This window comes from Arthrobacter sp. (genome assembly GCF_031179985.1).
GTDB lineage: Bacteria > Actinomycetota > Actinomycetes > Actinomycetales > Micrococcaceae > Arthrobacter.
The window spans coordinates 7,374-32,262 of record NZ_JAPSHJ010000043.1; the positions used below are offsets into that span (position 1 = coordinate 7,374).

Below are 24,889 nucleotides of genomic sequence, written 5' to 3' on the forward strand. Positions count from 1 at the left end.
CGTATCAGATATAGTTGCCGAGGAATATACATCGGAAAGTTCGTGGATGCCGGAGGAACGATGAAGACAGCTCAGGGGATGCCCGCCGATGGCCATCATTGGATGCCTCCGCTGGCAATCGAAGTGCGGGGAGCGAAGGTTCACAACCTGAAGGATGTGGATGTGACTGTGCCGCTGCGGCAGTTGGTCGCCATAGCGGGGGTATCCGGTTCGGGCAAGTCATCGCTGGCGATGGGTGTCCTGTACGCCGAGGGATCGCGACGCTATGTAGAAGCACTGTCCACCTATACGCGCCGACGGATGTCACACGCGCCAAGGGCGGCGGTAGACAGTGTCAGGCATGTGCCGGCCGCTCTTGCCCTGCGCCAGCGGCCGGCCGTTCCCGGGGTGCGGAGCACGTTTGGAACGTCCACGGAGTTGCTCAATGTTCTGCGGCTGATGTTTTCGCGTCTGGGATCCCACGTCTGCCCAAACGGGCACCGCTTGCAGCCGACAATTGACGTGGCCGCGAACAAGGACCTGCTGTGCCAGACGTGCGGGGCTGAGTTTTATCCGCCCGGTGCTGAAGTGCTCGCGTTCAATTCCGACGGCGCGTGTCCCGGTTGCTCAGGTACCGGCATTGTCCGCGACGTGAATGACGCCACGCTGGTGCCTGACGAGACCAAGTCCATTGAGGAGGGCGCAGTGGCTCCGTGGTCGATGTTCGGGCTGACCGTGATGCCGCAGGTGGTCGCTGCGTTCGGTGTGCGCACCGACGTTCCGTACGGCGAGCTCACTCCCAGGGAGCGGGAGGTGGTCATGGACGGGCCCGAGGAGAAGAAACACATTTCGGTGCCGTCCAAGAGCGGCAAGCTGTTTGAATTGAACTTCACCTATAGAAATGCGCGTCAGGCAGTCCAGCAGGCCATGAATAAGGCGACGACCGAGCAGGGCCTTACCCGGGTGAACAGATTCATCAGCGCCCAAGTCTGTCCGAGCTGCCACGGTTCACGCCTGAGCGAGCAGGCCCGCAGAAGCCAGCTCACAGGAAGGAACCTGGCGGAGGTGACAGCGATGACTCTTGACCAGATCACCACGTGGGCGCCAACCGTGGAGAAAACCTTGCCGGCACAGATGCGCCCTATGGCCCGGAACCTGGTGACGAAGCTGCTGGAGATGGGTGAGCGCCTGCTTGAACTGGGCCTGGGATATCTCAGCCTTGACCGGCCTGGTTCCACCTTGTCCACAGGGGAGAGGCAACGCGTGCAACTGGCACGGGCGGTCCGCAACGAAACCACAGGGGTCCTCTACGTGCTGGATGAACCCTCGATCGGCCTGCACCCAGCCAACGTTGACGGCCTGCTGGGCGTGATGAGGGACCTGCTGCGTGACGGCAATTCTGTGGTGTTGGTCGACCACGATGTCCAGGTGCTTCGGGAAGCAGACTGGCTGATCGAGATCGGCCCCGGCTCCGGAGGCGAAGGCGGAACGATCCTGGCCACCGGCACAGTCAAAGATCTGGACCAGAACCCGGACTCCTTGGTGGGCAGATTCCTCACCGGACGGGAGCCAGCTGTCATCCGCCCACGCACCACCGTGGAGGAAATCTACAATCGTGGCCGCATCCGCATGAGTACCTCACCGCTACACACCGTTCACGCCCTGACGGCAGAAATTCCCCTGGGAAGACTCACGGCAGTGACAGGCGTCTCGGGCTCCGGAAAGACCACCCTCATCCTTGACAGCCTGGTTCCGGCAGTCCAAGCAGTAAGCGAGGGTTCAGCCATTCCCTCTCATGTAAGGAGCCTCGACGCTCCCGGCATCACCCGAGTGTCCACCGTGGATGCCACTCCGATTGGTATAAACGTCCGTTCGACCCTGGCCACGTACAGCGGAGTCATGGATGACCTCCGCCGCCTGTTTGCCTCCCTGGACGCAGCAAAACGTTTCGGACTAAAGGCTGCGGATTTCTCCTACAACACGGGTTCGCTGCGATGCCCGCGCTGTGAAGGGACCGGCCAGATAGTCCTCGATGTCCAGTTCCTCCCGGACATGGACATCGCCTGCCCGGACTGCAACGGTACCCGGTACGCACCGCAAGCAGAGCTCATACGCCGCTCATCCTCCACCGACGGCGGGAAGCCTACGGGTGATTTCTCCCTTCCGGGGCTGCTGGCAATGACCGTCAAGGATCTGATGGTTCACGTTGGTGATATCCCGAAGGTGCGCACCAAACTGCAGACTCTCCTGGACCTGGGACTGGGCTACCTGACCCTTGGCGAAAGCACCCCGACACTCTCAGGTGGCGAAGCGCAGAGGTTGAAGCTCGCTTCTGAACTTCATCGAAACCAAGCGGGAACCCTCTTCGTTCTTGACGAGCCCAGCGTAGGCCTGCACCCGCTGGATGTCCGTACTTTGCTGACCGTGCTACAGCGACTGCTGGACAAAGGGGCAACCGTCATCGTCATCGAACACGACCTGGACATGATCGCCAACGCCGACCACGTCATCGACATGGGCCCCGGTGGCGGCAGTGCCGGTGGAACCATCGTCGCCACCGGCACTCCCGGGCAGGTTGGCGCGCACGTCATGAGCGAAACCGGTCGATACCTCAGGCGGCTTAGCCTCTGACACATCAAAGCGTTGCGGAGGCCAGCGAGCAGGGCCTTCGCGGACATTCCGGAGGGCCCGCTGCCACGTCCCCGGCCTCATCGTGGACCGGGGGGAGCATTGAATGACCTGATATTCCCGCACCCATAGAGGAAGCCTCTGCCGATTTGGCAGAGGCTTTCCCTCTTTTGACGCCGATGTCGTCTGCTTCTCCTTGACAAAATAACTGAGTGAACTCAGAATTGAGTCTGTTCGTTTATTTGATTGGCCGTATGGCCATCACACAACTTTCACCAACAAGGAGCAGGCAGCATGAGAGCGTTCGTTATCAAGGAGTACAAGGGTCCGGTGGAGGAATCGGATGTTCCGGAGCCGACTGTGGGGGAGCGCGATGTGCTCGTCCGGGTCCAGGCTGCGGGCCTGAACGTGCTCGACGAGAAAATCCGCGCGGGCCAGCTCAAGCAGATCCTGCCCTACCGGCTGCCTTTGATTCCGGGCAACGACGTGGCCGGAACCGTCATCCGTGTGGGCGCCGCGGTACGCGCTTTCAAGCCGGGGGATGAGGTTTACGCCCGCCCGGATCAGGACCGTATCGGCACCTTTGCCGAGCGGATCGCGGTCGATGAGGCGGATCTGGCTCTCAAGCCGGAATCGATCAGCATGGAGGAGGCCGGATCCTTGCCCTTGGTGGCACTAACCGCGTGGCAGGCCCTTGTTGAGCGCGGCAATGTCCGGCCGGGACAGAAGGTCCTTATCCACGCCGGCGCCGGGGGAGTCGGTTCTATCGCGATCCAGCTCGCCAAGCATCTCGGTGCGACGGTCGCCACCACGGCAAGTGCCGGGAACCTGGACTTCGTGCGGGAGCTCGGCGCAGACATCGCCATCGACTACCGCAACCAGGACTTTGAACAGCTCCTGAGCGGCTACGACCTTGTGCTGGATAGCCTCGGCGGCGAGACCCTTCAAAAATCCCTGCGGGTGCTGCGGCCTGGTGGTAGGGCTATCGAAATTTCCGGCCCTCCGGACCCGGCCTTCGCCCGTGAGGCAGGCCTGAATCCGGTGCTGCGCCTCGCCGTCACCGCCCTGAGCGCGGGCATCCGCCGTCAGGCCAGGAAGCTGGGCGTCAGCTACGAGTTCCTGTTGATGCGCGCCAGCGGGGACCAGTTGCGCCAGATCACCGCCCTGATCGACAGCGGTGCACTGCGCCCGGTCGTCGGACGGGTTTACCCCTTCGACCAGACTGTCCTGGCCCTTCAGGGCCTGGAAAAGGGCGGCATTCGCGGCAAGGCCGTCATCAGCAACCGCTGAATATCTCACGCACAGCAGCGTGGAACCAGGCGAGCACGCCCTTCTCATTCCAATCAACAACTCACTCCCCAGGAGCACCATTATGAATACCTTGAATGAACCCGTCGTCACCTCTTACGCCAAAGCACCGGCCCACACCATCAATGCCGGAGGCGTCAGCTACGCCTACCGTGAGCTCGGGCCCAAGGGCGGGGTGCCGGTCGTCTTCTTCGTCCATCTGGCCGCGACCCTGGATAACTGGGACCCGCGCATCATCGATCCCATCGCGAAGAACCGCCACGTCATCACGTTCAACAACCAGGGCGTCGGCGCCTCGACCGGGCAGGTGCCCGACAGCATCGAAGCGATGGCCGAGGACGCCTACACCTTCATCAAGGCCCTCGGACACGAAAAGATCGACATCTTCTCCTTCTCCCTCGGCGGCATGGTCGCCCAGGCCCTGATCGCTAAACACCCGGAACTGGTCCGCAAGCTCGTCCTCACTGGAACAGGCCCCAAGGGCGGCAAAGACATCCACAAAGTCATCGGAACCACCTACTATGACATCCTCCGCGCAGCCCTGACCCGCTCCGATGCCAAGGAATTCCTGTTCTTCAACCGCGACGCGGCAGGAAAGCAGGCCGGGAAAGCCTTCGTGCAACGACTCGAAGAACGCACCGCCGACCGCGACGCACCCATCACAATCAAAGCCTTCCAGACCCAACTGAAAGCCATCAAAAAATGGGGTCTGGGCACACCGGCAGACCTCTCGAAAATCACCCAGCCCACCCTGATCGCCAACGGAGACAACGACCGCATGGTCCCCTCGGTCCTCTCCGAAGACCTGCACCGCCGCATCAACGGCTCCGAACTGATCATCTACCCTGGCTCCGGCCACGGAGGCATCTTCCAGTTCCACAACAAATTCGCCCCCATCGCCGTCGACTTCCTCACCCCCTGACCGACGCCGAAACCCACCGAAGGGACGAGCAAATGTCCACCACGATCCCGTACACAAAAAAGCTGTTCGCATCATCAATCATGCTGTGGATCCGCGCCGACCAACCCCGCCAGCAGGGGATGGACTACTGGAAGGGCCCCCACTCAAAAATCATCTCCCCGACCCCCGGGTTCAACGAGTACCGCCAGATCCACCTGGCCGAGGCCAATCCCGGGCTATGGCCGTCCACAACCGGGCTCGATACCGCCATTCCCGCAGACCGCCGGATCGACGGCGTCGCCGAAGTCACCTTCGCCTCAGTACTCTCCCCGTTACTGGGCCGCAAACAGACCCGCCTCGCGTACCAGGACGAGATCAACGTGTTCCGGCGCACCCTGCTCTACGCCGGGCTTCCTAACACTGCCCGCTGGTACGACGTCGCCCGGTCTGGCGAGAAAACAGGCGCCCGGGCCCTGATCTACCTCAGGAGAAGAGAAGGCGTCGGCACCCGCACGTTCCGGAAATTCATCACCGACGAGCTTGTGCCCGCACTCGCGAACACCGGCGAGCTAACAGAACTCCGGACCCAGACGTTCATGCCCTGGAACGAGAAGCTCTGGGACACCCCCAATGTCGCCCACGACAACCCTAAAGACCAGCACTTCCACGCCTCAGTGAGCCTCGGCTTCGCAGATTCTTCAGCTGACGTGGGATTCTTCAGGAGCAGCACAGTCAGGAGCCTGTCCGTCCCCCTGGCCTCGGTGGCGTCCGCCGTCCATGCCTACGACGTGACCGCGGCGCTGACCTATGTAAAGGACGGACGCATACTCCCGCACTACGAGGCGTAGACCGCATACAGTCTTCCTCGGAACCAGGATGGCTGCGTGAAAGAATGAACGAAGGCAGATTCGAGCAACAGTTCTGACTATGCTCCCTAACCAGCAAGATCAGAATACTTTTCCGGAGGAAACGTAATGTCAGTCACCCCTCAGCAGGTTGGACGGCGCGAGCGGAACAAGCAGCACAAGCTCGACCGCATCACCGCAGCCGCCCTCGAGCTCTTCTCCGAGTTCGGTGTGGATGACGTCACTACCCAGCAGATTGCAGACAAAGCCGATATCGGCACGGGCACCCTGTTTCTCTATGCCAAGACCAAGGCGGAACTGCTCCTGCTGGTTCAAAACTCCGCCTACGCCGATGCGCTGGTCACGGGCAGAGAGGCCGCCGAGGGGATTCCCGATGTACTTGAGGCGGTGATGGCGATCGTCCGCCCGGTAGTGGAGTGCAACCGTAAACAGGTCGACAACGGCCGGACGTATCTCCGGGAGCTTCTGTTCGGCGACCCCCAGGAACCACACCATCGCGATGCCCTCACTTTGACCGTTCAGACCGAGGAAGCCATCGCCGGTGTGTTGGGGCGTGACCCGCGCGTCGAGCCCGGCGATGCTGCAAAGCTCGCGCACATCGTCTCCGCCATCATGTTCGTCAGCATGGCGGCCACCATCAACATTTCCAGCTCTGTCGACGAAATCCTCACTGAGATCAGCGAGCAGGTCCGTGTTCTCTTGCCGACGCGCTCATCCTGAACGGCGCGCGGAATAGCCGCACTTTCACCGTTCGGCGTCGACCGCGTTCTGGCCACCGACGTAGATGGTAGTCGCCTCAGGTGGCACGATGGCCACGTGGCTGAAGGCCGGGCTTGAAACGAGTCCCTCGGGACGGATTCGTTGGATGGGCGCCATGCCGGTGAGGCCTTGAGCTCAGGTGAGTTGCGAGAACATGTCGTTCCCGCTGGCCGTCGTGGCAGGAATTTCCTGGAGAACATCCCAGTGCTCGATGATTTTGCCGTCGTCGTTGAAGCGGAATATGTCGACGCCCGCAGAATTGAACGTTTTGTAGTGCGCATGAACTGCAATGATGTCACCTTCGGCGATGACACGGTGGACTTCGACGTCGACCGGACCGAACTGCGCGAAGAAACTCTGTACAGCCTGCAAACCATTCCCGGCCATCGGGTTGTGCTGCTTGTAGTCGTCCACAATCATCTCCCCGAAAGCCTGAGTGTCACCGGCCCTAAAGGCGTCGAAAAGACGTGCCACGGTCTCTTTGTTTGACTCTGTTGATGCCATGATTGGGCCTCCTGCCGACCGGTTTCGCTCACAGGTTACGCGGCGCCGTCACCGCCGACAAGAGTTCCGGCATGCCTTGGCGAACCTCCGTCAGCCTGCCACGCCGACAGTTACCTGTTCGCCGTTGAAATACTCGAGCTGCCAGCCGTCAACAACGTGGTGGCGGGCCAGATTGAGGGTGGCATTGTCGATGCTGTGCAGAGCGCGGCCGATGGCGCGGCTGAGGCTTACCCGGAGGAGCGTGCCGTGGGCGATGACAAGGACGCGGCCGCCTGGAAATTCCTCGGCCAGTGCTTCCAGGGCGTCCAGCCCGCGGCGGGAAGCATCATCCTCGGTTTCTGCCCCGAGGTAGCCACCGGGGATGCGCAATGCGTCCAATTCGGGCCCGGCGCACAGGCCTTCCGCGGGTCCGAAGCTCCGTTCGGCGAGCTCGGGCACACGCCGGGCCACATGGAGCCCCAGCCCGGCGGCAATCAGATCGGCTGTTTCAGCGGCACGGCTCAGCGGTGAGGATACGATCACGTCCCATTCATGGTCGGACAGGACAGCGACGGCGTCACGCGCCTGGCCACGACCGACGTCGTTCAGTGGGATGTCGGTGGATCCCTGCAGCCGGCGCTGCGCGTTCCAATCTGTTTGACCATGGCGGACGAGGGCGAAAGTCGTAAGAGTCACGCGTTCATTCTGCCCCGACAGCGGTGCAGGTACCCAAAGAGAGGCGCGTTCTCCGCCGAATGGTTACAGCGCGGCAGTTTTCACATCACGTCTTGGCGGCTTTGGCGGCGGCCTTTGCAGCCTGCTTGCTGGCGCGCACCTTTCTCAGCGATTCCTGGTCAACAATGTCGGCGACAGAAAGAAATGCGTTTTCCTGGCCATAAGTACCGGCAGCCTCGCGCCAGCCTGCTGCCTGAAGTCCGCGCTGTTTGCCGAGCAGCGCCAGAAAGATCTTCGCCTTTTGCTCTCCGAACCCCGGCAATCCCTTCAACCGGCGGAGCACTTCCTGTCCGTCGGGCTTGTCCCGGGTCCAGATGGCAGCTGCGTCGCCATCCCAGTCCCGCTGGATAGTCTCGGCGAGCGCCTGGACCCGGCCTGCCATGGAGCCGGGAAAGCGGTGGATGGCAGGACGCTCCTTGAAAACCTCAACGAAGCCGGCAGGGTCGTATTCGGCGATTGCGGCCGGGGCCATTGATCCTATGCGCGTCCGGATCTTTTCCGGTCCCGCAAACGCGGATTCCATGGTCACTTGTTGGTCGAGCAGCATGCCGACCAGGAGTGCGAATGCGTCATTGCTGAGTAGCTGGTCGGCGGCGGAGTCACCAGTGATATGCAGTTCCATGCGCCAATCCTCCCATGTGCCGCCTTGCGAATCAGCGGACGGCAGACTGAGTTACAGGGGCCTGCCGGATTACAGGGTTTGGCGCTCGATTGGGTGGCCGAGACTCGTGATGAGCCGGGCTATGGAATCCTCAGCGGTGGGCGGGGAGCCGAAGACCTCCCGTTGTCGGGTGGTATCGGCGACGTACCGGCCGGTCCCAGCCCACATTGATCCGTTGGCCTTCGATGCCCGGGGGCGTCCACTGCCGCTGCAAGACAGGCAGTAACGTCACGCGTCAGCACGAACGTCAGCGGGATTGGCGGGTCGCCGAGCCACCGGAAGCGTCCATTGGTGGTCGCAGGCAAGGATGCTCGTCAGGCGGCGGCTTTCGGGCGGGTCGCATCCGAGCCGACACGACCAGGGCTCGCCACGCCCGGACACTGGATCATAGCTCTCGAAAGTAGTAAAGCAGCGGGTCGGTCCGATTCGGTTCGGTGTTTCTGAACCCCCGGGCTTCGTAGAACCGCCGTGCGTCGGTATCCTCGCCGTCGACGTTGATTTCCATCAGTTCCCCGCCTCGAAGGCGGACCAAATCGCAGGCTGCGGTAAGGAGCGCACTGCCCAAACGTTGGCCTCGTACGCCGGGACGGATGTAGAGCTCGTCCAGGATAGCTACGGGCCCGTCGGACCAGACGTTGGGCCGGAAGCTCACCACAGCGAGTCCGCTTGCCGGCTCGCCCACGAGCAATGCGACCAGATCGTCGCCGGCCAGCAGGTACGTGAGGCGCCTTTTCAAGGCGTCCGGGCCGGGCGTTGGGGTGTCAAACTCGGTATTGAAAGCATGTAGCAGTTGGGCGACGGTAACGGCATCAGCTGTACTGGCCCGCCGGGGGATCCTAGCGCTTGCAGAGTCATCAGCAGTCACGGCTTCATCATCCTCGGCCCTTCACCCGGCGTCCACACCCAACTACCCTCATTGCTGCGTCTCGTGATTTGTCACGAAGTCGTGGGCAGCTGCCCATTCGCCCACGTCCCGGCGTTCGATGGCCGCGGCCATCATCTCGGGAAACAAATCAGGCGTGCAGGCGAAGGCCGGGACACCGATTCCTGCGAGGGCGGCGGCGTGGTTTGCATCAAAGGTCGGATGGCCACTGTCGCTCAACGCCAGCAGGGCTATCATGGTGGCTCCTGATCCCACGATGGCAGCGGCCCTTCTCAGCATTTCCTCGGCTATTCCGCCCTCGTAGAGATCACTGATGAGCACCAGGATCGTCTCGGTGGGCTGGGTGATCTGGTTCTGGCAGTAGGCGAGCGCCCGGTTTATATCCGTGCCGCCGCCGAGTTGCACACCGAAAAGCACATCCACCGGATCCTCTAGATCTTCGGACAGGTCAACTACTTCCGTGTCGAAGACCACCAGTCGGGTCCGCACAGACCGGAGCGAGCCCAGCACCGCACCGAACACGCTGGAGTACACCACCGACTCGGCCATGGACCCGGACTGGTCGATGCACAGGATAATCTCACGTTGCACTTCGGTGCTCCGCCGCGCGTATCCGATCAGCCGCTCCGGCACTATGGTGCGATGTTCGGGCTGGTAGTGCTTGAGGTTGGCGGCGATGGTGCGGTTCCAGTCGATGTCCCGATGGCGGGGGCGCCGGGTCCGCGCCGCTCTGTTCAGTGCTCCAGAGACGGCTTGAACTGTTTTGGACCGCAGCCGCTCCTCGAGCTGGCTGGTCACTTGGCGGACCACCGTCCTGGCGGTCTCGCGGGAGTGTTCGGGGATAACGCGGCCGAGCCCGATGAGCGTGCTCACCAGCCCGATGTCCGGTTGTACAGTGCGCAGCATCTCCGGTTCCAGGAGCAGCTGCCGCAGGCCAAGCCTCTCCATTGCGTCGGCCTGCATGACTTGGACTACGGAGGAAGGGAAATATCCCCGGATATCGCCGAGCCAGCGGGCCACCCGGGGACTGGATGCGCCCAGGCCTCCCGGCCCCTTTTTCGGAGGCCCGTACAGTTCATCCAGGGCACGGTCACGGAGCTGGTCAGCTGCCGAGAGGGTTACGCTTTGGCCTTCAGGTGTTGTGACGCCGTCAGCTCCGTGCCCACCGAGCACCAGGCGCCAGCGGCCGAGCCTGTCGCGGCCGTTAGAGTTCGTGTCAGTCACGATTCTTCCTTCCATCCCAGGTACCTGGCCATTGTGCGGAGTGCCGGCCCCGCGTCTGCCACGTCAAGCGAAATCGTGTTTGCGGTCTGCCTGAGATCATCAACGCGGCTTATCTGCTCGCCGATCTCGCGCCGTTCCGGTGGGCCGAACAATGAAAAGGTTCTGCGCAGCAGGGGCAACACGTCGTCAAAGACTTCGTCCGCTACTCCGGTGATCCATTCATCGACGATCTGCAGGACGCGCCGGTCGTGAATCAGCAGCACGGCGTCGCCGGACAACATGCCATCGAGCCAGGCGGCGGCTTCCGGGGCGGGAGTGGCGATGGAAAGCCGCCGGCTCAGCCTGGCCGCGACCTGATCCCTGTCCACGAGGCCAGCGTCCAGCAACAGCCTGGTGGCGCGCCCTGCGACAGCTCCGTGGATCCGATCCGAACCTGAAACGGCGGCGAGCGCCCGGTGCCAGTCATCAAGCGGCAGCTCCGGCAAAAGCGATAAACCATGCTGTGCTGCGTCAATGGCCCGTCTCATCACTGCAGCGGCTTCATCGTCCAGGCCGGTGCAAGCCACCGGCAGGCCAACGCATGCCCGCACCACAGTCGTGTTAAGGATTTTCCGCACTTCCGTGACGTCCACTTCACGCACGTTGCCGTATCGGCAGGTCCGGGCAAGAGGTGCAATGGTTTCCAGCAGCGGCGGAACATCCTGCTGCAAAGCGGCGCGCTCTGCGAGGACCGATACTACGGCGCTGATCCCGTCAGGAAGATCTGCGAGGAGACAGCTTGCGAGCAGGTCGCTGAGTTCGGTGAGGCCAGTGGCAGCCTGGGCGCGTTCGGAAACATATGTTGCCGCGGCTGAGGCAACGGTGGTGCCATAGCGGCTTGCTTCCACCACGGCTACAGAGAGCTCCGGCTCCCAGCGCAGAGTCCACGCCTCCTTGAACGTGCCTGTGGTCCGGCCGGTTTCAGTGGGGACGCCCCAGTCCACTCCGAGCAGCGTCAGCCTGTGCAGCAGCACCGAACGGGCCAGCTGATTCGGCCTGCGCAGGTCCATCGTCATGACCTCTTCCATGGCGCCAGGCTTCAACCGCAGCCTCCGCTGAGTGGCAGCGAGATCAGCAGCCAGCGGAACAGTCGGCGCGGACTCCGGAACGTTTCCCAGCTCAAGTCCGATGGTGACTTCCCGATGCACCAGTGCCAGCGGCAGCGGTGAGCCATCGCAGAGCACGGCCTGAGCAGCATCGTCCAGTTCAGTGAGTCCGGCGCTCGGCCGTCCACGCACCGCCGCCAAGGCATTCGCCATCCGTGTTGCTTCCACCACGGAGGCTGTCGACGCGTCCAGGTTTTCCCTGCGCAGAGTACGCGCAACCCGGACCAGCCACGTCGTGGCCACGTCTCCGTTGGAATTTTTCCCTGTCCAGTGCGTGAACAGATGCTGATACCAACCGGGGGCGGTGACTCCCGCCCCGTATCCGCTGCGCAAACTGAGCCGGTCCGAGGTCCACGGCACCCAAGTGACGGAAACTTTCGCCTTGGGCAGCCCTGCCAGCAACTTGTTATCGGCGGAAACCGGGGGAAAACCGGCGGGGACCAGCGCCGGGGCATGATAGGCACCGCACACCACGGCAATGCTTCCGTGTCCTTCACGGATGGCTGCCCGGAGCAGCCTTCGCATAGCCGCCTCCCGCAGGTTGTTCTCCCTCACCTCGGGGTGGCCACTTGGCCTGTCGTCAACCGCCCGGATTTCCGTAATGGCGTCGGTGATGGCAGCGAACCGGTCCACGGGGCCTGTGTTCCGGTGCTCGATTGCGTCCTCCCACCAGCGCTCGGCGTCGGAGTAACCTGCAGCCTCCGCCAGCATCGCAATGGCGTCGGGACGGTACGGCTGTTGCACGTCCACAACAGGACCTGCGTATTCAACGGAAGTGCCGCCGTCGCTCTCTGAAGACGGCGGTTCGACGGGCGCAGGAGCCATGTGCAACGCCAAACTGTGCGCCGCGGGCAGGTCCATTGCCCGTACCTCTGTTCCCGTAGACAGCGCCCAGCGGATGGCAACCCACTCAGGGGAGAAGCTCGCGAGCGGGTAGAACGAGGCGAGCCGCGGCTGGTCGGCCACGTAGATCAGCCCTGCCACGGGCGGGGTCATCTCCCGGTCCGAGAGCAGCGGCAGAACCTGGTCGAGTTCCGGCGGGCCCTCAACCAGCACAAGATCCGGGCGGAGGGTTGTCAGGGCTTCGGCGACCGAGTGGGCGGAACCGGGACCGTGGTGCCGGATCCCCAGGACGTGGACGTCTGTCATGGGTCGGTTCGTGTCATGGTTCGGTTCGACGGCGGTCGGTCGGACGGCGGTCAGTTCGAGGTCTCAAGGTCGCGGGAGGCACGGTAGAGGTCTTTCCAGTCCGGACGGTTGCGCACGATCGTCTCCAGGTACTCCTGCCAGATCACCCGGTCCTGCACCGGATCCTTCACCACGGCGCCCACGAGGCTGGCCGCCACATCCGGTGCCCTGACGGTTCCGTCACCGAAGTGCGCAGCCAGGGACAGTCCGTTCGTCATCACAGAGATTGCCTCCGCAGTGGACAAGGTAGCCGACGGCGACTTGAGCGTGGTCCGCTGGTCCTGGGTTACCCCGGAGCGCAGCTCCCGCATGATGGTGACCACCCGGCGGATCTCGGAGAGTGCCGCCAGATCGGCCGGAAGCTCCAGGGCCGCGCCGAGGCTGCGAACCCGGGTGCTGACAATCTCCACTTCCTGGTCGAGGGTGTCAGGGAGCGGCAACACCACGGTGTTGAAGCGGCGACGCAGCGCCGATGAGAGGTCGTTGACTCCCTTGTCCCGGTTATTTGCCGTGGCGATGACGTTGAATCCCTTGCGGGCCTGCACTTCGGCATTCAACTCAGGGATCGGCAGGATCTTCTCGCTGAGGATCGTGATGAGGGAATCCTGCACGTCCGAGGGGATGCGGGTGAGCTCCTCCACCCGCACCAGGCTTCCGCTCTCCATAGCGCGCATCACCGGTCCGGCGACCATTGCTGCGCGGGACGGGCCGTCGGCCAGCAACCGCGCATAGTTCCAGCCGTACCGCAGTGCCTCCTCCGGGGTGCCCGCGGTGCCCTGAACTATGAGGGTGGACGTACCCGAAATGGCCGCGGCGAGGTGCTCACTCAGCCACGTCTTCGCAGTGCCGGGTACCCCAAGCAGCAGCAGCGCCCGGTCGGTGGCAAGAGAGGCCACAGCAATTTCCACGAGGCGCGCCGAGCCCAGATATTTCGGGCTGATCTCGACGCCGTTCGGCAGGGTGCCGCCGAGGACGTAGGTGGCCACTGCCCATGGCGAGAGGCGCCAGCTGGGTGGCCGGGGCCGGTCGTCCGCAGCGGCCAACTCCCTGAGTTCCTCGGCATAGGCGTCCTCGGCATGGGCGCGAAGAACGTCAGGGGAGTAGGCATCAGTCATCGGAAGGCCTCCGTCAGTGATTGTCGGAATGATTGGTACTGTATGACATCGCGCAGCACCCGGCGCCGCGCGGCGTCCTCATCTGAGCGCTCGAGCAGCCCGCGGCACTGATCGGCCAGGTCGAGTGGAACGGCCACGGGCAGGAACCCGGCCAGCATTCCGGCCAGCTGGCCGCCGTTCTTGGCGGTGACCAGTTTGAGTACTTCGTCAGCCAAGGGCCGGGGCCATGGCCTTGGCACGTCCCGCAGCAGTGGGACCAGGGCTGTTGGATTGGTGCCGCCGTGGCGGATGTATCGCACGAGTGAGAGCTCGCGTTCGCGGTCCGGCAGGCAGTTCAGCAGCCGCACGTCCTTGCGGACGCTGAACAGTGCGCGGACCCAGTCGAGGTCGGCGCGAAGCACAGCTGTGTCGAGAATCGCGTTGACGACCCGGGTTTCTCCTTCCAACAGTGCAAGAGTTGCGGCCGGACTGCGGCCGGCCACTGTCGTCCACACGTCGAGGGGAGCACCTCTGATGATCGTGTCCAGCCGGCCGAGTCTGTCCGGTTCACCGGTTCGGGGATCAGGAGCGACCCCGTCGCGCAGGGCTGCGGCATCCGGGTCAGGAGGCAGATCGATCTCGAATTGTTTGCGCAGCAACCCTTTGACACGCAGCAGCGGGCGCAGCCGGGCCGCCATCCTGCTGGCCCGGGCACTCCCGGGGAGCCTGTCCAGCAGGGTTGCGGCCACCTCCCGCACACTCTTCGCCTTGTCGTCCAGGGCCATTTCAAGCAGGTCTTCGTCTTCCGGCTGGATGGTTGTAGCGAAGGTGCCCAGGTGGGCGGCTCGTTCCCGCGCGCCGAGAGTGTCCCATTGCGTGCCCAGCAGGTCGCGAACGGCCCCGGGCTCGGTGCGCCGGAGCCGTTCGAGTTCTACGGCGGCTGCGGCGGTGCCAAGCTCTGCCCAATCAGTCCGGCTCCCGGGAGAATTAGCAGAAGACGGGACACAATCCTTGGCCCGGGTGACGTCCTGTAGCCAGCGGCCCCGGGTTCCGATTGCGGGCTGCAAATGCTCCGCAACACCTGGTTTCGTGTCAGCGAGGGTGAGCAGCGCCGGGAGCAGCCGGTGCGGTACCCGCCGTCGGACCTCTTTGGCGAGCTGCAGCCAGTCGGCCACCAGTTGCGCCCGGAGTTCAAGGCCGACCGGCGGCTGGTTGAGCAGCAGTTCCAGCAACCGGGCGGCGTCGCCGGAAACTTCGGGGGCATCGTCAGGTGGGGCAGCCTCATTGTGCCGGTCCGCGGCGTCGATGCTGCCGGGGCGGCGGACTGCACGGGTAACGACGTCGGCCAAGGCTGCCTGGTCGAGCAAGGACTCCTCCCGCGACAGACCATCCGGCGGGAGGAAACCCAATTCTTCGGGCGGCGACGGCGGTGCGTGCCTTCCCGTGCCGAGGAGCGCAGACGTCCGGAGCTCAGCGAGCCAGCTCATGGGGTCATCACCGCTTCGTCGACGACGACGGTCAGCGGCCTCACGCGGCCCTCCTCCAGTTCGCCGAACAGGTCGACAGGATAGCCGCCGGTAAGTGCCAACAAGGAGTCCAGGGACGCATCGACAATAGGCAGGGCGTCACCAGATCCGTCACACAGCCAGCCGGTGTCACCAGCGGAAACGTGGACCCCGCTTAACAGCACCGGATATCGCTCGCGCCACGGCGAGAGAGCGACGGCCACCGATTCCTGTTCCAGAGCCTGGGCGATGCTGCAGCCCTCACCCAGGCTGCGGGCCAGCCCACGGGGTGCAACAGGGGTGGTGAACATTGCCCGCTGCGGCGCCGAGCCGGGGTACAAAGCGACCGCGACGTCCAGCTCAGCCCCGGCCAGTTGAGGTGTCGTCAGCGCTTGACCCTGGACGGCAAAATCGAGGACGACGGCGACCTCTCCGCCGGGTCCGCGGATCCAGGTGCGTTGTTGCTGGAGGCGCCCATCATCGCTCCGGTGTGCGCCGAGAACCAGCCATGGACCAGGCAAGGCAGGCGTGCCCTGAACTTCGGCGGTGGCCGTGGCCCATCCCACGGCCACCCGTAGATCCGCAAATTCGTCAGGGGTCAGCTGGTCCCTCATGCCCCAGGCTTTGGTGAGAGCCCACCAGCGACCGGCGTAAAACAGCAGATGATCGGCCCAGTCGGTGCGGGCGTGCACGTCAGATCCCATGGCGCGTACTTGATCGGCAAGACCGGGGAGCTGTGCGTCGACCAGGCGGGCAGCTACACCATCCCACCAGGAGTACGGCTGGTTGCGGGCGCCAGCCAGCCCCGTCCGCACCAGATCGGTCAACCAGCGGGCAAAGTCCGCGATCCCGGCATCCATCAGTGCCAATCGGTCGGCCAGCCGCTTGGCCTGGGCTACTGGGTCCGGCTGCTGCCCGGACTGGCGACGTTCCCGGTCTGCGGCCCGGTCCTCCCGCTGCTTTGCCCATTCCTGGGCGAAGTCAGCGGTCTCCCCGCCGGCGTCGGCCGCCTGCCCCCTGGCCCAGAGGAGAAGCAGTGCCAGCGCGTGCTTGCACGGGAATTTCCGGCTCGGGCACGAGCAACGATAGGCAGGCGTGGCAGTGTCCACGCTCACTTGGTATGGGATTCTTCCGCTGCCCTGGCACTTGCCCCACACCAAAACATCATTGCTGCCGGTATCTGACCAGGGACCCGGATGAGCCAACCTGCGGGCAGCCGTCAAAGAAGATTGGTCCGGGGCGGCGCCGACCACTCTTTCCTCGCTCCAACGCACCATGATGCTCATTGTGCCCGATGCTTGCCGTGTCGCAAGGGAAGGGAGGCTGTGTTGGCGGCCCAAGAGGCAGGGCAATGCGGTTGAACGCTTTCAGGGCGCGGCGTAAAGTCCCTCGAACCACACAAGGGAGGAACCGATCATGGGACAACTGGTTGTCCAGCAATTCGTGACCACCGACGGGTTCGCAGCAAACGCCGACAATGAGTTCAATGCCTACGAATTGCTCGAGGGTGGCACTGCGGAGTTCGACCACAGCCAGCTCACTTGGCTGGACACTGTCGACGCCATGGTGCTCGGAGCATCCACGTACCGGATGTTTGTGGAGTACTGGCCCACTCCTGCATCAGAGGGGGAAGTTATTGCGCCGGCTTTGAACAGGCTCCGCCGCTTTGTGTTCTCACGGCAGCTCGAGAAGGCACCCTGGGGAGACTACCAGGAGGCAACCATCGAGTCGGGCGACGCTGTCGAGGCGATCCGCCGGCTTAAGAGCGAGATCGAGGGCACCATAGTTCTCTGGGGCAGCCTCACCTTGAGCGAGGCGTTCTTCACTGCCGGGGAAGTTGACGGCGTGCGCCTTGTTGTTATGCCCGTCGCGATCGGGGAGGGCAGGGGAGTGTTTCCCGCCGGCCAGGATCCCCTTCTGCTGAACCTGCTGAGTGCGAAACCGTACGACAAAGGCCTGATCGAGCTCGAATATGCAGTCAGGTACCGCTAAACCCACTCCGTCCAAAGGAAACACCGCCGGTAAGTGAACCACGCTTACGAGACTTCTTGTGTCAAGGAGGAATTCCTCCGGGACGGCCGTGGTTCACGCCAATATGTCCCTACCCGCACGGATATCCATTCTCGACCGCGCCAACACCAGGGTGGGGTTTCCGCCTTCGGATGCTCTCCATCTGGTGCTGGACCGCGCCGTGCTCGCGGAGGAAGTGGGCTACCACCGGTTCTGGGTCGCTGAACACCATGCCGTCCCTGGCATTGCCGGATCGGTCCCCGCCGTCCTGATGGCAGCCATTGCCGGCCGGACCCATTCCATCCGAGTCGGTTCGGGCGGCATTATGCTTCCCAACCACCAGCCGCTGGTGGTGGCAGAGCAGGCGGCAACCCTCGAGGCCCTTCATCCCGGACGGATCGACCTGGGTTTAGGCCGCTCCCTTGGTTTCACACAGGCTGTCCGGCAAGCCCTGAGGAACGGGAAGCTGGACGCGGAGCGGTTTGAAGATGATCTGACCGAACTCCTTGGCTACCTGTGTGGTTCAGCATCGGTCACTGTACGCCCGCGAAACGCTTCGCTCCCTCCGGTTTTCGTGTTGGCCACCGGATCCGGCATCGACGTTGCTGCTCGTGCCGGCTTGGCGGTGGTCTTAGGAGGGCCTGCGGTGTTCCGGGCCGATCAGCGCGGAAAGATACAGGCATTGGAGAGGTACCGGGCCCAGTTCCGACCATCGCGCTGGTTCGCCGAGCCCTTCGTCCTGGTTGCCGTTAACGTTGCTGTGGGCTCGAGCCGGGATGACGCCAGGGACCTGCTGCTGCCTGAGGCGATCGCGCTTGCACGGTCCCGGACCACAGGCGAATTCGCTGCCTTGGCGCCCGTAGGTAGAGCCCAAGGGAGCGGGCTCACTCCCCGGGAACTGGCTGCCGTGCAGAGTAGCCTGGCGACGTCGATTTACGGCACCGCCGCCGAGGTTCGGCACCAGCTTGAAAGCCTGGCCGAGACCACTGGAGCCGACGAGCTATTGGTCACCGGAGGAGCTTTTGACGTCGCAGGCCAGTCAGAATCCGACCGGCTGCTGGCCGGGATCTTCTCCAGTAGTGGCCATATGGACACCGAGAGCCTTAGTCGCGCCGGTCAAGGGCTTCGATGAGCCTTCTGACGGAGCCACCGAGGTTCCACTCGGTTGCCAGATGTTCAAGTTCGGCGCGGGAATCGCCGAGAACGGGATGCAACTGTGCCCCCGCCTCCTCAAGCGTCGGCAGCTTCAGGTCGCGGACGACGTTTACAACTGCTGGCGCCACGATGAGATAGTCGGCGGCCGCGGCGAGCTTCGAGCGAACCGGCGCAGACAGTCCGCTTCCCGCAACCAACGCGGCCTCCAAAAGCATGTCCAGGGTGCCGTACTCCTTGAGCAGTGAGGCAGCGGTCTTTTCGCCGATGCCGGCAACGCCCGGCAGCCCGTCCGAAGCGTCGCCGCGGAGGGTTGCGTAGTCGGCATACTGCTGGGGCAGTACACGATACTTGCCCACGATGACGATCTCCGTGATGACTTCCAGGTTTCTCATCCCCCGGGCGGTGTAAATGACGCGCACCTGACGGGCGTCGTCGACCACTTGGAAGAGGTCGCGGTCGCCCGTCACCACATCGACAGGAAGGTCGGCGTGGCTGGCGTAGGTGCCGATGACGTCGTCGGCCTCATGCTCGGGAGCCCCCACCACGGCGATCCCGGCGAGCCCCAGTACCCGGCGAATCAGTGGAAGCTGCGCCTCAAGCGCGTCCGGCACCACCTCAACATCGGCAGCGCCCGTAACCACCTCTGCGACCCGGTGCGACTTGTAGGTCGGGAGGAGGTCTACCCGCCACTGCGGGCGCCAGTCATCGTCCCAGCATGCAACGAGGTGGGTCGCATCGTAGTCGGTGGTCAGCCGCGCGATCATGTCCAGGAGTCCGCGAACGGCGTTCACCGGTGTGCCGTCGGAGCGGCGGATCGTATCGGGCAGGCCATAAAAGGCTCGGAAGTACAGCGACGCAGTGTCAAGCAGCATCAGGCGGTCAGGCATATCTGATCCTGACACAGATCCGCCGTGACCGGGCCGCCAGGTTCTTCTGCTCAGTGGGTTTACGGCAACCGTGTTGGTCTCAGAAGCGTGGCCGTACCGGCCAGCTCGGGTTCGAGCGGCACAGGGCTGAGCAGCGTAACCGGACCACGGTGCAGGATCCCGGTCGAGAGCGGTTGGCAGCGCAGGCCCCCGCGTCCCCGCATCGCTGCGTGCGCCCCCGGAGTCAGAACCTTGTCCATCCAGGCGCACGGGTGGGCAGGCCGTCCACCCCGTAGCCGGACCAGAGCTCCATGGGATTCCAACGCGAACTCCTCACCGATAAGCGGGGCGAGATGGGCGCCTCTGAAGACGATGTTGCGCCGCGTCAGGAGCGGATCCAGGGGTCCAACGCCGAGGTCTGAGGCAATCGATTCGAGGGCCTCGACGGCGAACAGCGTCACTGCCGCATCCATGTGGGCGGCTTTGCCGAAGAACCGATCGCCGACAATCCCTTTTCCGGCCACCAGTTCCACCCTTTCGGCGTCCGAAGTTGGGACGTCCGCGGCGCCGTCCTTCGCCCGACCGAAGTAGGCGTGTTCCGGAGACACGAGCAGGTGGATTATCTCGACGTCGTACCTGTAGCTCTTCACCGCTCAAACCCCTTCCATCCCGTCGGCCCTCTTCCATGCTAAGTGGCCGATGCCTCTCCGGAGCGAGAGCGGGGACTCCCATGCACTCTGCAGGGGTTGTTGGGCATAATCTCCCTAGCGGTTGTTTCCACGAGAACACGGAGAAAGGCCAGCGAATGACTTACGAACTATCGGTCTGCACCGAGATGCTCTTCCGCGAGTTCGGCGAGCCGATGTCGCTCCCGCAGCTGAGGGCTGTCAAAGAGTCCGGCATCGACGCGGTGGAGTTCTGGTTCTGGCGCAACAAGGACATAGACGCGATGGAACGGGCTTTGGGAGAAACAGGACTCTCGACCGTCACCATGGTCAGTGAGCCCCAGAGCCGTGCTGTTGACCCCGCGCGGCTGGACGAGTTCGTCACGGCTGTGACGGAGTCGCTCCCAATCGCGCAGCGGCTTGGGATTCCCAATCTTGTTCTGGTGGCGGGGGAGACCCGGGAAGTTGCCACCGATGTCGAGCAGAGGAAGGCTTTGACAGATGCTCTGCGGGCCGCTGCACCCTACGCGGAGGAAGCTGGAATCACCCTGGTCCTCGAGAACCTGAACAGCCGGATTGACCACGTTGGCACCTACCTCAGTTCAACCCCGCTGGCGCTTGAGATCCTTCGCGACGTGGGATCGGCCAACGTCAAGATGCTCTACGACCTCTACCACTCCGTGGTGATGGACGAGGACCCCGCAGAAGTTCTCGCTGGCTCCATTGAGCTCATTGGCCACGTCCAGGTGGCCGACCAGCCCGGCCGCCACGAACCCGGTTCCGGGCTTGTGGACTGGAAAAAACAGGTCCGCAGTCTCAAGCAACTGGAATATCAGGGAGGCATCGGCCTCGAATACACGCCGTCCACCGGTAACTCAGCAGAATCCCTCCGACACATCAGGGATGCACTCGTGGACGATGCCACCGGCTGACTGTAAACCGCGGGATTGCCCTGCTCAGCCGGCCTGAGGGCGACGAAGGGTGAATGGTCCGCTCGAACGGACGGACTTAACAACATCCCGGAATCACTCAGTTTGGTGAGGGGAGGGTCGCCGGGATACCGGGGCTGCGGAAGCGGGGTCGCCGGGACTACGGGCAAAGCGAAGCACGGGTGGTTAAGCTGGTTACATCCGGATAATCAGCTTGCTGATGAAAGGAGTGTGGGTGCAGTGCCAAAAACCGGAAAGAATGATCACGCCCGCAAGGAAGAGCTTCCCTCGACCCTGCAACGCTCTGAGCAGAAAGCCCAGGACACTTTCGCCAAAACCTATGATGCCGCGCTCGAAACCTACGACAATGACGAGAGCCGTGCAGCCCGTGCTGCCTACGCATCGCTAAAGCACAGCTACGAGAAGGTGGGGGACCACTGGGAGCCGAAGAGGAAGCGCGGCCCGTCCGACAAGCGAGCGGAGGAAGGTATCGATTCCTCCGCACCCACCACCGGAGGTGTGGATGCGAATGCCTCGAAGGAGCACCTCTACAGGCGGGCCCGGGAACTGAACGTAGCCGGCCGTTCGAAGATGGACAAGGATCAGCTGGTCAAAGCGCTGCAGAAGGCCAACGACGCTGCAACACGGAAGGCGCGCGCGGACTAAGCCGTCTTGATATCGATATCACCGTCATTCCGGTAACCTTTCGCTGAGACATCGAAGCCGGACCACTGGGGCGGGACAATGAGGATAGCCAAGAACGAGCGGGTGCCCGTCATTGCGGACGTCGCACGGCTGGCCGGGGTTTCTGTGCCGACGGTTTCCCGTGTGCTGACCGGCAACATCCCCGTCAGCGAAGAACGCCGGAAGCGCGTGCTGGATGCCATTAAGGAGCTCCAGTACCACCCGAGTCCGCTGGCCAGGGCCCTCAAGAGCGGTAAGCGGACAATGGTTGCCATTTTCGCAGCAAGCACTGAAACCTTTGGTTATGCCTACACCATTGCCGGAATTGAAGAAGCGGCCAAGGCTGCCGGCTACACGATCGTCATTTCCGCAGTGAAGTCTCCCGATCCTCCGGATGTTCAGGCCGCCCTGGAACTCGTCCTGCAACAGCAACTGGCAGGCATCATCGTATTGGACTTTGACCCCTCGGCAGCTGAAGTGCTGAAACAGCTGCCGAAAACCGTTCCCACCGTTGCGGCGTCAGGATTCCAGGCCGGCCAAACGGGCTTCCCCTACGCTTTCATCGACGAATATGCTGCCGGACGCCAGGCAACTGAGCATCTGTTGGGGCTCGGACACCGCACCGTCCACCATCTGGGCCTCTTCCCCCTTAGTCAGTTCTCAGGCCGATACCAAGGCTGGAAGGACGCGCTCACCGATGCCGGGATCGCCCCTCCCGCCGTGCTCGAAGCTTCCCGCGCCGCGCACTCCGGATACCAGCAGGGCCTTCGGATCGCCTCCGACCCTGACATCACCGCGGTGTTCTGTTCCAATGACGGCCTGGCTGTCGCTGCCATGCGGGCCCTGTTGGAAAAAGGAATCCGTGTACCCCAGGACGTTTCCGTTGTCGGCTGGGACAACCAGCCTTTCAGCGAATTCACCTGGCCCGCCCTGACGACAGTAGCCCCGGACTTCAAGGGCCTGGGCGGCAGAGCCTTTGGTTTGCTGCAGCAAAGCCTGGCGGTCCCGGATGCGGTACCCGACTCCACAGCTGTGCCGCTCCTGCTGGAACGCGAATCGACAGCCCCTGCCAACATACCCCGCAGGGTAGCCTCGCCACCTACCTTCACAGAACCTTAATACCCGAGCTTTGGGATTGCGCTATCCCAGAGCATGGCTTAGCCTGATATCGATATCAGTGACGCGGATCTCATTTTTGGCAAATCTGGAAGATTTCCGCTTCTGCTGACCCTGACCCCTACCTTCCCGGCAAGGGTTTGGATTGTTAGGCAGGATAACGATTTCCCTGCTGTTCCATCCAGATTCTCCGCGACCTTCATCATCTACATTCAAGGGAGAGTGCCATGCAAGAGAGCATGACGGCTCAACAAGGGAGACCCGCGGCAGCTGACCCCTCCTCTCGGAGCGCCCCGTCCCCTCGCAAGCCGCAGACAAAGCGCATGCGCGGCCAACGGTCACGGGGCTCCGGAGTGTTGCTGCTACTGGCCGCTCCGGGAATTGCGTGGTTCCTGGTGTTTGCCTACGCCCCGATGGCCGGGTTGGTGGTGGCTTTCAAGAACTTCGACGTCAGCCAGGGCATTTTCGGCAGTCCCTGGAGCGGTCTGGATAACTTCAAGTACTTTGTCGAGAGCGGGGATGCTCCGGCGATTGTCCTGAACACCCTGGTACTGAATGTCTTGTTCCTTGCGGCGACGCTGGGGGCTGGGCTTGCCTTGGCGATCATGCTCAATGAACTGCGCGCCCGGGTCTTTAAGAAGTTCATGCAGTCCGCGATCTTCTTCCCGTACTTCGTCTCTCCGATCGTCATCAGCATCATGCTGCAGGTCATTCTTGCCGGAGCGGGCGGGCATGGGGGAGCAGTCAATGACGCTCTGGGGCTTTTCAGTCTTCCGGAGGTGAGCTGGTACACCGAGCCGGGCCCCTGGCCCTGGATCCTCACCGTGGTGAAGGTCTGGCAGTTGGGAGGGTACATGTCGGTGATCTTCCTCGCGGCCATCACTGCGATTCCTGAGGATGTTTATGAGGCAGCAATGCTCGACGGCGCCAGCCGGGCCAGGATGGCGCTGTCCATCACGTTGCCGCTGCTGAAGCCGACCGCGGCCATCCTGATAGTGCTCGGCGTCGGAAGGATCTTCTACGGCGACTTCGGCACGATTTTCGCAATCATCGGCGACAACGGCACCCTGTTCTCCACCACCGACGTGATCGACACCTACGTGTTCCGTTCGTTGAGGACCATCGGTGACTTCGGCACCACGGCAGCGATTGGGCTCTTCCAGTCGGTTGTCGGGTTCATCCTCGTCACGGCGGCAGTGCTCATCCAGCGCCGCTACTCGAAAGAAAGCAGCATCCTGTGAGCACCTCAATAACCCCTAAAATGATCCCGGCGGACGCCGTTGAAGCTGAAAAGACTGTGCCCCGGCGGCCGCGACAGACCCTGGTCAAAGCGAAAAGGCTGGCGCCGGGTACCAGCGAGTCGCTGAGGTCCGGGTCCGGACACCGCAAGAGACTACACGTTGAACCGTTCACGGCTGTGAGTTATGTCGGAGTCACCGTCTTCGGGTTGTTCGCCCTCATTCCGCTGTGGATGATCATCGCCGGATCGCTGACTGCGGAATCCACGCTGGCCCGAAGCGGCTACAGCTTCTTTCCTGAACCTTTCTCACTGGACGCCTACGTGGCGATCTTCTCCGGGACGGCGGTATTCGAGGGCTACGCGGCCACACTCTTCATCACGTTTATCGGCACGGCGCTCTCACTCAGCGCGACGGCCTCCTTGTCCTGGGTAATTGCCCGGGGCATGCCGCGGATCAGCCGGCCACTAACGATTTTTGCCTACCTTCCGATGCTCTTTACCGGGGGACTGGTGCCCCTGTACCTGCTCGTCACCCAGGTGCTTCACCTGCAGAACAACTGGTTTGCAGTCATCCTTCCGCACATGATGGCCCCGTTCCTGGTGTTCGTTGCCGTCAGCTTCTTCCGTCAGCTTCCGGAGGAAATCCTCGACTCCGCAAGAGTGGACGGGGCCGGCGAGCTTCGGGTGTTTTTTGAGATCGTTCTGCCTTTGTCTAAACCGATCCTGGCTGTCATCGGTCTGTTCTACGCCGTGTCCTACTGGAACGAGTGGTTCACGGCGATGTTGTTCATTTCCGACCCGGACAAATACCCGCTGCAGCTGATGCTGCAGAATCTCATCGCCAACGTGACCAATGCAGCAACGC

Annotated in this window: 23 protein-coding genes and 1 pseudogene; 12 read left to right on the plus strand and 12 right to left on the minus strand. The window is 63.0% G+C overall.

Features of this window, described 5'->3' with window-relative positions; translation table 11 throughout:
* The first annotated feature begins 60 nt into the window (after positions 1–60).
* The 5 genes from RIN13_RS16170 (at position 61) to RIN13_RS16190 (ending at position 6,402) form a co-directional block, all read left to right on the plus strand.
* Positions 61–2,610 carry an excinuclease ABC subunit UvrA gene (locus RIN13_RS16170; protein ID WP_309108356.1) on the plus strand — a complete coding sequence of 850 codons (2,550 nt, stop codon included), beginning with the start codon at positions 61–63 and terminating at the stop codon, positions 2,608–2,610.
* Between the two features lie 291 nt (positions 2,611–2,901).
* Positions 2,902–3,897, plus strand: a complete 996-nt coding sequence (locus RIN13_RS16175) for an NADP-dependent oxidoreductase (RefSeq protein ID WP_309108357.1) — start codon at positions 2,902–2,904, stop codon at positions 3,895–3,897.
* A gap of 82 nt (positions 3,898–3,979) precedes the next feature.
* Positions 3,980–4,837 carry an alpha/beta hydrolase gene (locus RIN13_RS16180; protein WP_309108358.1) on the plus strand — a complete coding sequence of 286 codons (858 nt, stop codon included), beginning with the start codon at positions 3,980–3,982 and terminating at the stop codon, positions 4,835–4,837.
* A gap of 32 nt (positions 4,838–4,869) precedes the next feature.
* Entirely contained in the window at positions 4,870–5,664 is a 795-nt protein-coding gene (locus RIN13_RS16185) for a strictosidine synthase (RefSeq protein WP_309108359.1), read from the plus strand.
* 126 nt (positions 5,665–5,790) lie between these two features.
* The gene (locus tag RIN13_RS16190) at positions 5,791–6,402 is read left to right on the plus strand and encodes a TetR/AcrR family transcriptional regulator (protein ID WP_309108360.1); all 612 of its coding nucleotides are present in this window, start codon (positions 5,791–5,793) and stop codon (positions 6,400–6,402) included.
* Positions 6,403–6,435: 33 nt separating this feature from the next.
* Here the strand turns inward: RIN13_RS16190 and RIN13_RS16195 are convergent.
* The 10 genes and pseudogenes from RIN13_RS16195 to RIN13_RS16240 form a co-directional block, all read right to left on the minus strand.
* Positions 6,436–6,558: pseudogene (locus tag RIN13_RS16195) on the minus strand (RidA family protein); the annotation flags it as partial.
* A gap of 18 nt (positions 6,559–6,576) precedes the next feature.
* The gene (locus tag RIN13_RS16200; protein WP_309108361.1) at positions 6,577–6,945 is read right to left on the minus strand and encodes a nuclear transport factor 2 family protein; all 369 of its coding nucleotides are present in this window, start codon (positions 6,943–6,945) and stop codon (positions 6,577–6,579) included.
* A 90-nt stretch (positions 6,946–7,035) separates the two neighbouring features.
* Complete coding sequence (locus RIN13_RS16205; RefSeq protein ID WP_309108362.1) at positions 7,036–7,620, minus strand: histidine phosphatase family protein; 585 nt, start codon at positions 7,618–7,620, stop codon at positions 7,036–7,038.
* A gap of 85 nt (positions 7,621–7,705) precedes the next feature.
* On the minus strand, positions 7,706–8,281 hold the full coding sequence (locus RIN13_RS16210; RefSeq protein WP_309108363.1) for an HhH-GPD-type base excision DNA repair protein: 576 nt from the start codon (positions 8,279–8,281) through the stop codon (positions 7,706–7,708).
* Positions 8,282–8,705: 424 nt separating this feature from the next.
* Positions 8,706–9,185: a GNAT family N-acetyltransferase gene (locus RIN13_RS16215; protein ID WP_309108364.1), complete on the minus strand. Its 480-nt coding sequence runs from the start codon at positions 9,183–9,185 to the stop codon at positions 8,706–8,708.
* A 48-nt stretch (positions 9,186–9,233) separates the two neighbouring features.
* Positions 9,234–10,427, minus strand: a complete 1,194-nt coding sequence (locus RIN13_RS16220) for a VWA domain-containing protein (RefSeq protein WP_309108365.1) — start codon at positions 10,425–10,427, stop codon at positions 9,234–9,236.
* A complete protein-coding gene (locus tag RIN13_RS16225) occupies positions 10,424–12,721 on the minus strand; it encodes a DUF5682 family protein (RefSeq protein ID WP_309108366.1) in 2,298 nt (765 codons plus the stop codon). Before RIN13_RS16225 ends, RIN13_RS16220 begins: the two co-directional genes overlap by 4 nt.
* A gap of 50 nt (positions 12,722–12,771) precedes the next feature.
* Complete coding sequence (locus RIN13_RS16230; protein WP_309108367.1) at positions 12,772–13,875, minus strand: AAA family ATPase; 1,104 nt, start codon at positions 13,873–13,875, stop codon at positions 12,772–12,774.
* Complete coding sequence (locus RIN13_RS16235; protein ID WP_309108368.1) at positions 13,872–15,341, minus strand: DUF5691 domain-containing protein; 1,470 nt, start codon at positions 15,339–15,341, stop codon at positions 13,872–13,874. The genes RIN13_RS16230 and RIN13_RS16235 overlap by 4 nt, the downstream gene beginning before the upstream one ends.
* Positions 15,338–16,474: an SWIM zinc finger family protein gene (locus RIN13_RS16240; RefSeq protein ID WP_309108369.1), complete on the minus strand. Its 1,137-nt coding sequence runs from the start codon at positions 16,472–16,474 to the stop codon at positions 15,338–15,340. The genes RIN13_RS16235 and RIN13_RS16240 overlap by 4 nt, the downstream gene beginning before the upstream one ends.
* A gap of 301 nt (positions 16,475–16,775) precedes the next feature.
* On the opposite strand from RIN13_RS16240, the gene RIN13_RS16245 reads away from it, so the two are divergent.
* Both RIN13_RS16245 and RIN13_RS16250 read left to right on the plus strand, forming a co-directional pair.
* Positions 16,776–17,351, plus strand: coding sequence for a dihydrofolate reductase family protein (locus RIN13_RS16245; protein WP_309108370.1), 576 nt, complete (start codon positions 16,776–16,778; stop codon positions 17,349–17,351).
* Positions 17,352–17,454: 103 nt separating this feature from the next.
* Positions 17,455–18,501 carry an MsnO8 family LLM class oxidoreductase gene (locus RIN13_RS16250; protein ID WP_309108371.1) on the plus strand — a complete coding sequence of 349 codons (1,047 nt, stop codon included), beginning with the start codon at positions 17,455–17,457 and terminating at the stop codon, positions 18,499–18,501.
* On the opposite strand, the gene RIN13_RS16255 is transcribed toward RIN13_RS16250, so the two are convergent.
* Positions 18,473–19,411: a 5'-3' exonuclease gene (locus RIN13_RS16255; protein WP_309108372.1), complete on the minus strand. Its 939-nt coding sequence runs from the start codon at positions 19,409–19,411 to the stop codon at positions 18,473–18,475. The genes RIN13_RS16250 and RIN13_RS16255 overlap by 29 nt on opposite strands.
* 59 nt (positions 19,412–19,470) lie before the next feature.
* Positions 19,471–20,040, minus strand: a complete 570-nt coding sequence (locus tag RIN13_RS16260) for an MOSC domain-containing protein (RefSeq protein ID WP_309108373.1) — start codon at positions 20,038–20,040, stop codon at positions 19,471–19,473.
* A gap of 155 nt (positions 20,041–20,195) precedes the next feature.
* Between RIN13_RS16260 and RIN13_RS16265 the strand changes: the two genes are divergently transcribed.
* The 5 genes from RIN13_RS16265 to RIN13_RS16285 all read left to right on the plus strand — a co-directional run.
* Entirely contained in the window at positions 20,196–20,987 is a 792-nt protein-coding gene (locus RIN13_RS16265; protein WP_309108374.1) for a TIM barrel protein, read from the plus strand.
* Positions 20,988–21,224: 237 nt separating this feature from the next.
* Positions 21,225–21,650, plus strand: coding sequence for a ChaB family protein (locus tag RIN13_RS16270; protein ID WP_309108375.1), 426 nt, complete (start codon positions 21,225–21,227; stop codon positions 21,648–21,650).
* A 78-nt stretch (positions 21,651–21,728) separates the two neighbouring features.
* Positions 21,729–22,787 carry a LacI family DNA-binding transcriptional regulator gene (locus RIN13_RS16275; RefSeq protein ID WP_309108376.1) on the plus strand — a complete coding sequence of 353 codons (1,059 nt, stop codon included), beginning with the start codon at positions 21,729–21,731 and terminating at the stop codon, positions 22,785–22,787.
* A gap of 320 nt (positions 22,788–23,107) precedes the next feature.
* A complete protein-coding gene (locus RIN13_RS16280) occupies positions 23,108–24,025 on the plus strand; it encodes an ABC transporter permease subunit (protein WP_309108377.1) in 918 nt (305 codons plus the stop codon).
* Positions 24,022–24,889 (plus strand): carbohydrate ABC transporter permease (locus tag RIN13_RS16285; protein ID WP_309108378.1); only part of this gene is annotated, 868 nt, incomplete at its 3' end. The genes RIN13_RS16280 and RIN13_RS16285, both read left to right, overlap by 4 nt.

Coding starts and splice junctions, on each gene's coding strand:
- RIN13_RS16170 (WP_309108356.1), top strand. CDS start 61: ATGAAGACAGCTCAGGGGATGCCCGCCGATGGCCATCATTGGATGCCT.
- RIN13_RS16175 (WP_309108357.1), top strand. CDS start 2,902: ATGAGAGCGTTCGTTATCAAGGAGTACAAGGGTCCGGTGGAGGAATCG.
- RIN13_RS16180 (WP_309108358.1), top strand. CDS start 3,980: ATGAATACCTTGAATGAACCCGTCGTCACCTCTTACGCCAAAGCACCG.
- RIN13_RS16185 (WP_309108359.1), top strand. CDS start 4,870: ATGTCCACCACGATCCCGTACACAAAAAAGCTGTTCGCATCATCAATC.
- RIN13_RS16190 (WP_309108360.1), top strand. CDS start 5,791: ATGTCAGTCACCCCTCAGCAGGTTGGACGGCGCGAGCGGAACAAGCAG.
- RIN13_RS16200 (WP_309108361.1), bottom strand. CDS start 6,945: ATGGCATCAACAGAGTCAAACAAAGAGACCGTGGCACGTCTTTTCGAC.
- RIN13_RS16210 (WP_309108363.1), bottom strand. CDS start 8,281: ATGGAACTGCATATCACTGGTGACTCCGCCGCCGACCAGCTACTCAGC.
- RIN13_RS16225 (WP_309108366.1), bottom strand. CDS start 12,721: ATGACAGACGTCCACGTCCTGGGGATCCGGCACCACGGTCCCGGTTCC.
- RIN13_RS16230 (WP_309108367.1), bottom strand. CDS start 13,875: ATGACTGATGCCTACTCCCCTGACGTTCTTCGCGCCCATGCCGAGGAC.
- RIN13_RS16235 (WP_309108368.1), bottom strand. CDS start 15,341: ATGAGCTGGCTCGCTGAGCTCCGGACGTCTGCGCTCCTCGGCACGGGA.
- RIN13_RS16245 (WP_309108370.1), top strand. CDS start 16,776: ATGGGACAACTGGTTGTCCAGCAATTCGTGACCACCGACGGGTTCGCA.
- RIN13_RS16250 (WP_309108371.1), top strand. CDS start 17,455: ATGTCCCTACCCGCACGGATATCCATTCTCGACCGCGCCAACACCAGG.
- RIN13_RS16255 (WP_309108372.1), bottom strand. CDS start 19,411: ATGCCTGACCGCCTGATGCTGCTTGACACTGCGTCGCTGTACTTCCGA.
- RIN13_RS16265 (WP_309108374.1), top strand. CDS start 20,196: ATGACTTACGAACTATCGGTCTGCACCGAGATGCTCTTCCGCGAGTTC.
- RIN13_RS16275 (WP_309108376.1), top strand. CDS start 21,729: ATGAGGATAGCCAAGAACGAGCGGGTGCCCGTCATTGCGGACGTCGCA.
- RIN13_RS16280 (WP_309108377.1), top strand. CDS start 23,108: ATGCGCGGCCAACGGTCACGGGGCTCCGGAGTGTTGCTGCTACTGGCC.